This window comes from Mycobacterium kiyosense (assembly GCA_021654635.1).
Lineage (GTDB): Bacteria > Actinomycetota > Actinomycetes > Mycobacteriales > Mycobacteriaceae > Mycobacterium > Mycobacterium kiyosense.
The window spans coordinates 479808-491276 of the sequence record AP025179.1 but is presented as its reverse complement, the minus strand read 5'-3'; the positions used below and the strand labels follow the sequence as shown (position 1 = coordinate 491276).

Sequence of the window (11469 nt, the reverse complement as noted above, 5' to 3'; positions counted from 1 at the left end):
CGGCACCGACGGCACTGCCGGCGGTAACGGCGGCACGGGTGGTTACGGCGGCAACGGGGGCTCGGTGCGCGGTAACGCCGGGGCGGGCGGGGCCGGCGGCAACGGTGCGACCGGCGGGGCCGGCGGGGCGGGGTCGACGGCAAGGACAGCACGACGGCGGGTGTCGCGGGTCAGACCGGCGGCAACGGCGGTAGCGGTGGGACCGGTGGCCAAGGCGGCGCCGGCGGCGCGGCTGGTCAGGTAAAGGGCATCGGCAACGCTGCCGCCGCGGGCGCCAACGGCGCGGGTGGCGACGGTGGCGCGGCCGGAGCCGCCGGAGACGGTGGTCGCGGCGCCGACGGCACCGTCGCCCACCTTGACGGCAGCACCGGCGGCGACGGCGGTAACGCCGGGCTGTCCGGACTGGGTGGCCAGGGCGGCCACAACGGCATCGGCCCCGACGGCGCGAGCGGACACGACGGCGCGGGCGTCAACGGCGGTAACGGCGGGGCCGGCGGAGACGGCGCGGCCGGCACAGCCGGCAAGGACGGCGTCGGCGCCGGGGCCAGCGGCACCAGTGGAACTGACGGCGGCAGGGGCGGCGACGGCGGTAAGGGCGGCGCGGCCGGTCGGGTCGGCACCACCGGCGGTACTGGTGGCACGGGCGGCAGCGGTGGTGTCGGTGGTGCCGGTGGGTCCGGCATCGACGGTGCGGATGCGACCGGCACGACCGCAGCAGGGGTAGGCAACTCCGGCGGGACCGGCGGGAACGCCGGGGCCGGCGGCAACGGTGGCGGCGGAGGTAAAGGCGGCGCGGCCGGCATCGCGGGTACCTACGGCGGCGGTGCTGGCACCACCGGGGCCGGTGGGGCCGGCGGTAACGGCGGGGCTGCAGGCACCGCGGGTGATGGCGGTACAGGCGCCAACGGCGCCAACGGCATCACCGGGGTGAACTACGGCACCGGTGTCGGTGACGGCGGTAAAGGCGGGGCCGGTGGGGCCGGTGGTAACGGCGCGGCCGGCGGCAACGGCGGCGCTAAGGGCCTCAACGGTGACGGCAGCGCCTCGGCAGCAGCCAACGGCAACGGCGCGACCGGCTCCAACGGCGGCAACGGCGGCAACGCCGGCGCCGGCGGCACCGGCGCGAATGGTGTCGACGGCAAGGCCGGGGTCACCACGGCCAATGGGCTCGGTGCGGGCACCGACGCCGGTAACGGCGGCGGCGGCGGCACCGGCGGTGGCGGCGGTAAGGCCGGCGCCGGCGGGCTCAACGGCGGCAGTAGCACTCACGCCGCCGATGGCACCGGCGGCACCGGCGGCAACGGCGGCGCGGCCGGGGCGGGCGGCACCGGCGGTAAGGGCGCCGACGGCGTGGCCGGCACCGCCAACATCGACGGCGGCAACGGTGGCAAGGGCGGCAACGCCGGCGCGGTGGGTACCGCGGGCGCCGGTGGGGCTAACGCTGCGGGCAGCACTAATCCCGCTGACCTCGGGGTCGGCGCGGCCGGCAGCGCCGGGTTCGGTGCCAACGGCGGCAACGGCGGCGCCGGCGGTAATGGCGCCAACGGTGGCGCCGGCACCAGCGGCCTCAACCCCGGCGACAGCGGCACCGCCGGAACCATCGGCGGCAAGGGCGGCGCGGGCGGCGGCGGCGGTACTGCCAGTGGGAGCCAGACTTCGGCCGGGGTCCAGACGCACGGCGGTAACGGCGGCGCCGGCGGTGACGGTGGCACCGGCGGTGACGGTGGTAGCGGGCTCGACGGCAACAACGGGGTGCTCGGGGTCAACCAGTACGGCAACGGCGTCAGCGCCGGACAGAGCGGTGGCAACGCGGGGGCAGGCGGCGACGGCGGGGCCGGCGGCAGGGCGGAGACGCCGGTGGCGCCGGGACCGGTGGCGGAGTGGCCGGCACCGCGGGTAGCGGCGGTGACGCCGGCGACGGTGGCTCGGCGGGTACGGCGGGTAAGGGTGGGGCCGGAGCAAGCGGCTCCAACGGAGTCGCGGGTGTCAACGAGTACGGCACCGGTATCGGTGGCGGTCAGGACGGCGGGGCCGGTGGGGCCGGTGGTAACGGCGCCAATGGCGGCAAGGGCGGCGCGGCCGGCCTCGCCGGCAACGGCGCCGGTGGCAGCGCCGGCAACTACGGGCACGGCGGAAACGCCAGCAGCGGTGGCGCAGGTGGTGCGGGCGGCGCCGGAGGCGCGGTGCCACCGGCGCCAACGGGTGGCGGGGTCCAGCCAGTACGGCAACGGGCTCGGTGGCGGTCAGGACGGCGGCAACGGCGGTAGCGGCGGTACCGGCGGTAAAGGCGGAACGGGCGGGACTGCCGGACAAGACGGCAACGGCGTCACCACCGCCACCCAGGGTGCTGGCGGAGCCGGTGGTGTGGGTGGTAACGCCGGTGCTGGAGCCGCCGGCGGCCACGGTGCTGATGGTCTAGCCGGCAGCACCAGCTACCTCGACGGCGGTAAGGGCGGCGCCGGCGGCAACGCCGGCGCGGTCGGAGCCGGTGGCGCAGTCGGGACCGGACCGGGTGGTAGCCCCAGTCCGGCGGCCAGTGGATTGGGCGCCAGCGGCGGCAACGGTGGTGCGGGCGGTAACGGCGGTAACGGCGCGGCCGGTCACGACGGTGTCAGTCCCGGGGACAGCGGTACGACCGGCGGGAATGCCGGTAAGGGCGGCGATGGTGGTGCCGGTGGGGCGCGTAGCGCGGCCGGTACTGCGGGCACCGTGGACGGTAACGGCGGCGCCGGTGGCGCTGGCGGGGTCGGTGGGGCCGGTGGTAGTGGGGTCAAGGGTGCTGATGGCAGCGGGACCACCGCCGGCGTGGTGGGTAACGCCGGGCAGACCGGTGGTAGCGCCGGGGCCGGTGGTAACGGCGGGGCCGGCGGTAGGGGCGGCGCGGCCGGTGGAGCGACCGGCACGACCGGTGCCGGCGGGGCCGGCGGTAACGGTGGGGCGGCCGGGACCGCGGGTAACGGCGGGGCCGGGGCGGCCGGGGCCAACGGGATCACCGGGGTCAACTACGGCACCGGTGTCGGTGACGGCGGTAAAGGCGGTAACGGTGGGGCCGGCGGTAACGGCGCGGCCGGCGGCAACGGCGGCGCTAAGGGCCTCAACGGTGACGGCAGCGCCTCGGCAGCAGCCAACGGCAACGGCGCGACCGGCTCCAACGGCGGCAACGGCGGCAACGCCGGCGCCGGCGGCACCGGCGCGAATGGTGTCGACGGCAAGGCCGGGGTCACCACGGCCAATGGGCTCGGTGCGGGCACCGACGCCGGTAACGGCGGCGGCGGCGGCACCGGCGGTGGCGGCGGTAAGGCCGGCGCCGGCGGGCTCAACGGCGGCAGTAGCACTCACGCCGCCGATGGCACCGGCGGCACCGGCGGCAACGGCGGCGCGGCCGGGGCGGGCGGCACCGGCGGTAAGGGCGCCGACGGCGTGGCCGGCACCGCCAACATCGACGGCGGCAACGGGAGGGCGGCAACGCCGGCGCGGTGGGTACCGCGGGCGCCGGTGGGGCTAACGCTGCGGGCAGCACTAATCCCGCTGACCTCGGGGTCGGCGCGGCCGGCAGCGCCGGGTTCGGTGCCAACGGCGGCAACGGCGGCGCCGGCGGTAATGGCGCCAACGGTGGCGCCGGCACCAGCGGCCTCAACCCCGGCGACAGCGGCACCGCCGGAACCAACGGCGGCAAGGGTGGCGCCGGCGGCGCCGGCGGCACCGCCAGCGGCAGCCAGACCGCGGCCGGCGTGCAGACACACGGCGGCACCGGCGGCACCGGCGGCAACGGCGGTGCCGGCGGCAAGGGCGGTAGCGGCCTGGACGGGGCCAGCGGTTACGCATTGAGCGGGCCGGGCGGCAACGGACAAAGCGGCGGCAGCGCAGGCGCCGGTGGCGCCGGTGGCGATGGCGGCCGCGGCGGTGACGCCGGCGGCGCCGGGACCGGCGGCGGGGTCGCGGGCAACGCCGGTAGCGGCGGCAACGCCGGCAATGGTGGCGACGCCGGCACCGCCGGCAAGGGCGGAGCCGGCGCGACCGGGGCCAACGGCATCGCTGGCCAGAACGCTTACAACACCGGTGTCGGCGGCGGCCAAAGTGGCGGTACCGGCGGTGACGGCGGTAAAGGCGCCAACGGTGGCAACGGCGGTAAAGGCGGGGCCGCAGGCAGCGGCACCGGCGGTACCACCGGCAGCTACGGGAACGGCGGCAATGCCAGCGGCGGTGGTGTGGGCGGCGCCGGCGGAGCTGGCGGCGCGGGCGCCACCGGTGCCAACGGGGTGGCCGGGTCCAGCCAATACGGCAACGGTGTCGGTGGCGGTCAGGACGGCGGCAACGGGGGCAACGGCGGTCAGGGCGGCGCCGGTGGTAGCGGCGGCACCGGTGGTCAGGTCTTCGGCGGCACCGCCACGGCCGGCAACAACGGCGCCAACGCGTCCGGGGGTGTGGGCGGCAACGCCGGGATCGCCGGTGACGGCGGCCGCGGCGCTGACGGCGTCACCGGTAGCTCCTACCTCGATGGCGGCAAGGGCGGGGCCGGCGGAAATGCCGGCACGGTCGGCGCAGGAGGCGCGAACGCGGGCGGCGGCACGGCCAACCCAGGGTTCGGCGCCAACGGCGGCAACGGCGGTGCCGGCGGTAATGGCGCGAACGGCGCCAGCGGTGTCAGTAGTACTACGCCTGGCGCCAGCGGAACCGCCGGCGGTGACGGTGGCCGGGGCGGTCAGGGTGGTGCCGGTGGTACGGCCAGTGGCTCGCAAACCCCCGCGGGAGCACAGACCCACGGTGGTACCGGTGGTGCCGGCGGTAAGGGTGGCGCCGGCGGTCAGGGCGGTTCGGGCGCCGACGGTCATGACGGGTCCGCACAGAATTACGGCAACGGAGTCGGAGCCGGCCAGGATGGTGGCAGCGCCGGGGCCGGCGGCAGGGGCGGTGACGGCGGTCAGGGCGGTGCGGCCGGTGGCGCCGGGACCGGCGGCGGGGTCGCCGGTAGCGCCGGCAACGGCGGCGCGGCCGGGAGCGGCGGTAACGCGGGCACTGCCGGCAAGGGCGGAGTCGGTATCACCGGCGCGGCCGGGGTGGCCGGGCAAAACGCCTACGGCACCGGTGTCGGCGGCGGCCAAAACGGCGGGAACGGTGGTGGACCGGGCCGGCGCCAACGGCGGCAACGGCGGTAACGGCGGCGCCGCCGGCGGGTCGGGGCCTCTGTGGGCACCAACGGTAATGGGGGCAACGCCTCCAGCGGCGGGGCTGGCGGGGCCGGCGGCTACGGCGGCGCCGGCGCCAAGGGCGCGACGGGTGGCCGGGTCCAGCCAGTACGGCAACGGACTCGGTGGCGGTCAGGACGGCGGCAACGGCGGCAGCGGCGGTACCGGCGGCAACGGCGGAACGGGTGGCACCGCGGGTCTGAAAGGCACCACCGTGGGTGGCGGCGGCGCGGACGGCACGGTCCAGGGCGCCGGCGGTGCCGGTGGTGTCGGCGGTAACGCCGGGGCTGGGGCCGCTGGCGGCCGGGGTGCTGATGGCACCGCCAGCTACCTCAACGGCGGTAAGGGCGGGGCCGGCGGCAACGCCGGCGCGGTCGGTGCCGGTGGCGCTGTGGGGACCGGACCGGGTGGTAGCCCCAGTCCGGCGGCCAGTGGATTGGGCGCCAGCGGCGGCAACGGTGGTGCGGGCGGTAACGGCGCTAATGGCGCGGCCGGTCACGACGGGGTCAGTCCCGGGGACAGCGGTACGACCGGCGGGAACGCCGGGAGCGGCGGCCAGGGTGGTGCCGGTGGGGCGCGTAGCGCGGCCAACACTGTGGGCACCGTGGACGGCAACGGCGGCGCCGGCGGCGCCGGTGGGGTCGGCGGGGCCGGTGGTTCCGGGGTCAAGGGCGCTGACGCCACGGGCACCACCGCCAACGGTGTCGGTAATGCCGGGCAAAGGTGGTGACGCCGGGCTGGTGGCGCCGGCGGGGCCGGCGGCCAGGGCGGTGCGGCCGGCCGGAGCGACCGGCACCACCGGTGCCGGCGGGCCGGCGGCAACGGTGGGGCGGCCGGGACCGCGGGCAATGGTGGCGCCGGGGCGGCCGGGGCCAACGGCATCACCGGGGTCAACTACGGCACCGGTGTCGGTGATGGCGGTAGGGGTGGGGCCGGCGGGGCCGGCGGTAATGCGCGGCCGGCGGCGCCAGCGGCGCCAAGCCTCAACGGTGACGGCAGCGCCTCGGCAGCAGCCAACGGCAGCGGTCAGATCGGTTCTAACGGCGGTAACGGCGGCAACGCCGGGGCCGGCGGGTACGGCGCCAGGGGCGCGGCAGAGGTCGCCGGGGTCACCAACGGCGCTAACGGGCTGGGCGGGGCCTCCAACGGCGGTAACGGCGGTAACGGCGGTACCGGCGGCAACGGCGGGCGGCGCCGGCGGCCTCAACGGTGATGGCGCCACCTCGGCCGGTAACGGCACCGGCGGCACCGCGGGCAACGGCGGAAACGCCGGCGCCGGCGGGTCGGGGGCGCGGCGCTGATGGCACCGCCAGCTACCTCAACGGCGGTAAGGGCGGGGCCGGCGGCAACGCCGGCACCGTTGGATCGGCCGGAACCAAGGGCGCCAACGCCGCCGGCAGCACCAGCGGCAACGGCGCCGGCGCGGCCGGCAGCAACGGCGCCGGCGCCAGCGGCGGCAACGGCGGCAACGGGGGTAACGGCGCCAACGGCGCGGCCGGTCACGACGGGGTCAGTCCGGGGACAGCGGTACGACCGGCGGGAACGCCGGGAGGGCGGCCAGGGTGGTGCCGGTGGGGCGCGTAGCGCGGCCAACACTGTGGGCACCGTGGACGGCAACGGCGCCGGCGGCGCCGGTGGGTCGGCGGGGCCGGTGGTTCCGGGGTCAAGGGCGCTGACGCCACGGGCACCACCGCCAACGGTGTCGGTAATGCCGGGCAAGAGGGTGGTGACGCCGGGGCTGGTGGCGGCGGGGCCGGCGGCCAGGGCGGTGCGGCCGGCGGAGCGACCGGCACCACCGGTGCCGGCGGGGCCGGCGGCAACGGTGGGGCGGCCGGGACCGCGGGCAATGGTGGCGCCGGGGCGGCCGGGGCCAACGGCATCACCGGGGTCAACTACGGCACCGGTGTCGGTGATGGCGGTAAGGGTGGGGCCGGCGGGGCCGGCGGTAACGGCGCGGCCGGCGGCGGCGGCGCCAAGGGCCTCAACGGTGACGGCAGCGCCTCGGCAGCAGCCAACGGCAGCGGTCAGATCGGTTCTAACGGCGGTAACGGCGGCAACGCCGGGGCCGGCGGGTACGGCGCCAGGGGCGCTGACGGGGTCGCCGGGGTCACCAACGGCGCTAACGGGCTGGGCGGGGCCTCCAACGGCGGTAACGGCGGTAACGGCGGTACCGGCGGCAACGGCGGTAAGGCCGGCGCCGGCGGCCTCAACGGCGATGGCACCACCTCGGCCGGTAACGGCACCGGCGGCACCGCGGGCAACGGCGGAAACGCCGGCGCCGGCGGGTCGGGGGGCGCGGCTGATGGCACCGCCAGCTACCTCAACGGCGGTAAGGGCGGGGCCGGCGGCAACGCCGGCACCGTTGGATCGGCCGGAACCAAGGGCGCCAACGCCGCCGGCAGCACCAGCGGCAACGGCGCCGGCGCGGCCGGCAGCAACGGCGCCGGCGCCAGCGGCGGCAACGGCGGCAACGGCGGTAACGGCGCCAACGGCGCGGCCGGAACCGATGGGACCAGCACCACCAGCCCGGACGGCACTAACGGTCAGGGTGGCGGGACCGGCGGCCAGGGCGGCAACGGCGGCACCCGCAGCGCGTCCGCGACGGCCGGCACCGTCGACGGGAACGGCGGCGCGGGCGGCAACGGCGGCACCGGCGGCAACGGCGGCAGCGGCCTGGAGGGCGCCAGCGGCGCGAACACCAGCGGCACCGGCCAGGACGGCCTGCGCGGCGGCAACGCCGGCAGCGGCGGCACGGGTGGAGCCGGGGCGCCGGCGGCGCATCCGGCGGCACTGCCGGGACCGCGGGCAGTGGCGGCAGCGGGGGCAACGGCGGCTCGGCCGGAACCGCAGGTAACGGCGGGGCCGGTGCGCGCGGCGCCGACGGTGTCTCAGGCGTCAACAACACTGCCGGCAACAACGGCGGCGGCTACAACGGCGGCAACGGCGGCAACGGCGGCAAGGGCGGTAACGGCGGGGCCGGTGGTGGCGGCGGGGCTGCCGGCGCGACCAACGGCGGCACGGCCGGCAGCGTAGGCACCAATGGCAACGGCGGCAACGCCAGCAACGGTGGCAACGCCGGACGACCGGGCGACGGCGGCAACGGCGCAGACGGTACCTCCGCTTACATCCACGGCGGCAACGGCGGCAGCGGCGGCAACGTCGGCACCGCCGGCTTAGGCGGAACGGCCGGTGCGGCCGGCACTGGCGGCTCCGGTGGTTCCGCCGGCAACGCCGGAAGCGCCGGCGCCTCGATTGTCGGCTCGGCCGGTAACGGCGGTAAGGGCGGCGCGGGTTACACGTCCGCTGCCGCAGGGTCCAGCGGTGGTAACGGCGGCGCCGGCGGTAACGGCGGATCGCAGGGCAACGGCGGCGACGGCGGTGCCGGCGGCAAGGGTATAGCCGGCGCCAACGGCGTCGACGGCACCGCGACGCACCACGACGGCACCGACGGTCAGGCCGGCGGTAGCGGCGGAAACGGTGGTGCGGGCGGCATCGGCTACGGTGCCGGGCAGCACGGCGGTAGTGGCGGGGCCGCGGGCGTTGGAGGCAACGGCGGCTCGGGTGGTACCGGTTGGACCGGTCGCGACGGACAGTCCGGTTCCACCCTCTACGGCAACGGCGTCGGCGGCGGCGAGAACGGCGGCAGCGGCGGCAACGGCGCCAACGGCGGGGACGGCGGCAACGGCGGCGTCGGCGGCGCCGGACAGAACGGCGCCAGCAACGGCAGCACTGCTGCCGGCGCCGCGGCCGGCAACGGTGGGAACGCCGGGACACCCGGTGACGGCGGCAGCGGCGCGGCGGGCGTCGCGAGCTACACGACCGGCGGGGCCGGCGGCAACGGCGGCAACCCGGGCAGGGCCGGAGGCGGTGGCACTGGCGGTAGCGGCTCCACAGCCGGCGCCGACGGCAGCGACGGTGCCATCCCCACTGCTCCGGCCGGCAACGGCGGACACGGTGGGGCCGGATACACGCCTTCCACACCTGGCGCTGACGGCGGTACCGGTGGCGCCGGCGGTAGAGGCGGCACCTACGGCAGCGGCGGCGACGGTGGTATCGGCGGCAACGGTGCAGACGGTTCCGACGGCCTCAACGGCGTCAGCGGATCCACCAACGACATCAACGGCACCGCGGGCCAGGCCGGCGGCAAGGGTGGCCAGGGCGGCGTCGGCGGCAACGCCGGCTCGATGATGGGCAACGGCGGTAAGGGCGGCCAGGGCGGCGTCGGCGGCAGTGGTGGCGATGGCGGAAACGGCGGCACCGGCGCAGGCGGATACTCCGGCACCGGTCAGGCTGCCGGCGGCGGCCAGAACGGTGGCATCGGCGGCGGTGGCGGCACGGGAGGCAACGGCGGCGCCGGCGGCGCAGGCGGCACCGCCGGCCTGTACGGCTTCGCCGGCACCCAGGGCGCCGGCGGCGCAGCGGGCTCGGGCGGCAACGGTGGCGACGGCGGCGACGGCGGGACTGGCGCCGGCGGCGCCAACGGCGTGGCCAACGTCAACGCGTACGGCAACGGTATCGGCGGCGGTCAGGACGCCGGAAACGGTGGTAGCGGCGGCACCGGCGGAGCCGGCGGCAACGGTGGCACGGGCGGCGCGGGCAGCACCACCGGGGCCGGCGGCAACGCCGGCAACGGCGGCGACGGCGGCAACGGCGGCCAGGAAGGTAACGGCGGCCGCGGCGCCGACGGCACCAAGGCCAACCCGGACGGCGGCAAGGGCGGCAAGGGTGGCGACGCCGGTGTCGGCGCCGGCGGCGGCGCGGGCGGCACCGGCGGCGCGGGGTCGACCACCGGTAACAACGGCGCTAATGGCAACACCGGCAGCACTCCCACCGGCGTCGGCGGCAACGGCGGCGACGGCGGCGACGGCTACAACCCGACGACACCCGGCGCCAGCGGCGGCAAGGGCGGCGCCGGCGGTGCTGGCGGCGACTACGGCAACGGCGGTAACGGCGGCGACGGCGGCAATGGTGTCGCCGGCGCGAACGGCGGCAACGGCAATTCCGCGACGAACCCCAACGGGGCCGACGGTCAGACCGGCGGCAACGGTGGTGACGGCGGCGCCGGCGGCAAGAGCGGTATCTACAACGGTTACGGCGGGGCGGGCGGCAACGCCGGCAGCGGCGCCGACGGCGGCACCGGCGGCAACGGCTGGAACAACCCGGCCGGTACCGGCGGCAACGCCGGCAAGGGCGGCAACGGCGGCACCGCCGGTCAGGGCGGCGCCGGCGGCGACGGATTCCTCGGCGGCGGCGACGGCGGTGCCGGCGGCAACCCGGGCAAGGGCGGCGCCGCGGGTACCCCGGCACCGGCAGCGCCGGTTCAGGCGCAACCGCCTCGCCCGGCACCGACGGTCAAAACCTCGCCGGCGGCACCCATCGCGGCGACGGCGGCAACGGCGGCAACGCCTTCGGCGTCCCAGGCGCCGGCCAGCAGGGCTACAGCGGCGGTGACGGCGGCGACGCCGGCGCCTACGGCAACGGCGGCAACGGCGGCAACGGCGGCACCGGCGGTACCGGCGTCACCGGTAACACGGGTAACTTCCCCAGCGGTCCCGGTGGCACCGGCCAGCAAGGCGGCGTCGGCGGCAACGGCGGCAAGGGCGGCAACGGCGGTTGGACGGCCGGCAACAGCGGCAACGGCGGTAACGGCGGTACCGGTGGAACCGGGGGCACCGGCGGCACCGGCGGTGCCGGTTCCTGGACGCTCAACTCTCCCGACGGCGGTACCGGCGGTACCGGCGGCAAGGGCGGTACCGGCGGGCAAGGTGGCAACGCCGGAACGGTCACCAACGGCACCGTGGGCAACGGAGGCAACGGCGGAGCTGGCGGCACTACCGGCCTCGGCGGCAATGGTGGTGTCGGCTCGGCCGGCGACGCCAGCCATACCACCGGCGGCAAGGGCGGCACGGGCGGCAACCCTGGCGACATCACCGTGGTCGGCACTGGCGGTAACGGCGGCACCGGCACGACTCCGGGCGCCAAGGGTGGCTCCGGCAGCGTGAACACCAGCACCGCCGGCGGCGCCGGCGGCACCGGCGGCGCCGGATACACGCCCACCACGGCGGGCGCCAGCGGCGGCGTCGGCGGGGCGGGCGGCGACGCCGGGCAGTACGGCAACGGCGGCACCGGCGGTGTCGGCGGCAACGGCGTCGCGGGTGACAACGGCATCAACGGCACCAACCCCGGCGACAGCGGCAAGAGCGGCAGGCTGGGTGGCTCCGGCGGCACCGGCGGTGCCGGCGGCCAGGGCGGCACGATAGCCGGTAACGGCGGCACCGGCGGT

The 11469-nt window shown here is 77.7% G+C and carries 9 protein-coding genes; 6 read left to right on the top strand and 3 right to left on the bottom strand.

The window, feature by feature from the left end:
• The first annotated feature begins 295 nt into the window (after positions 1-295).
• The 5 genes from L6444_RS30005 to L6444_RS02325 all read left to right on the top strand — a co-directional run bounded on the left by L6444_RS30005 (position 296) and on the right by L6444_RS02325 (position 6770).
• Positions 296-724: a hypothetical protein gene (locus L6444_RS30005; protein ID WP_255731135.1), complete on the top strand. Its 429-nt coding sequence runs from the start codon at positions 296-298 to the stop codon at positions 722-724.
• Between the two features lie 203 nt (positions 725-927).
• Positions 928-3828, top strand: coding sequence for a PE family protein (locus L6444_RS30385; protein WP_459551901.1), 2901 nt, complete (start codon positions 928-930; stop codon positions 3826-3828).
• Positions 3732-5156, top strand: a complete 1425-nt coding sequence (locus L6444_RS02340) for a hypothetical protein (protein ID WP_236984666.1) — start codon at positions 3732-3734, stop codon at positions 5154-5156. Before L6444_RS30385 ends, L6444_RS02340 begins: the two co-directional genes overlap by 97 nt.
• Complete coding sequence (locus L6444_RS02335) at positions 5116-5916, top strand: hypothetical protein (protein WP_236980154.1); 801 nt, start codon at positions 5116-5118, stop codon at positions 5914-5916. The genes L6444_RS02340 and L6444_RS02335 overlap by 41 nt, the downstream gene beginning before the upstream one ends.
• A 482-nt stretch (positions 5917-6398) precedes the next feature.
• A complete protein-coding gene (locus tag L6444_RS02325) occupies positions 6399-6770 on the top strand; it encodes a hypothetical protein (RefSeq protein WP_236980152.1) in 372 nt (123 codons plus the stop codon).
• Positions 6771-7501: 731 nt separating this feature from the next.
• Here the strand turns inward: L6444_RS02325 and L6444_RS02320 are convergent.
• From L6444_RS02320 to L6444_RS02310, 3 genes are all read right to left on the bottom strand, one after another.
• Complete coding sequence (locus L6444_RS02320; protein ID WP_236980150.1) at positions 7502-7723, bottom strand: hypothetical protein; 222 nt, start codon at positions 7721-7723, stop codon at positions 7502-7504.
• A gap of 6 nt (positions 7724-7729) precedes the next feature.
• Positions 7730-7939, bottom strand: coding sequence for a hypothetical protein (locus L6444_RS02315; protein ID WP_236984665.1), 210 nt, complete (start codon positions 7937-7939; stop codon positions 7730-7732).
• A gap of 420 nt (positions 7940-8359) precedes the next feature.
• Entirely contained in the window at positions 8360-9139 is a 780-nt protein-coding gene (locus tag L6444_RS02310) for a hypothetical protein (protein ID WP_236984662.1), read from the bottom strand.
• A 231-nt stretch (positions 9140-9370) separates the two neighbouring features.
• Between L6444_RS02310 and L6444_RS30380 the strand changes: the two genes are divergently transcribed.
• Complete coding sequence (locus L6444_RS30380) at positions 9371-11188, top strand: hypothetical protein (RefSeq protein WP_459551900.1); 1818 nt, start codon at positions 9371-9373, stop codon at positions 11186-11188.
• Positions 11189-11469 lie beyond the last annotated feature (281 nt).

Coding starts and splice junctions, on each gene's coding strand:
- L6444_RS02325 (WP_236980152.1), top strand. CDS start 6,399: ATGGCGCCACCTCGGCCGGTAACGGCACCGGCGGCACCGCGGGCAACG.
- L6444_RS30380 (WP_459551900.1), top strand. CDS start 9,371: ATGATGGGCAACGGCGGTAAGGGCGGCCAGGGCGGCGTCGGCGGCAGT.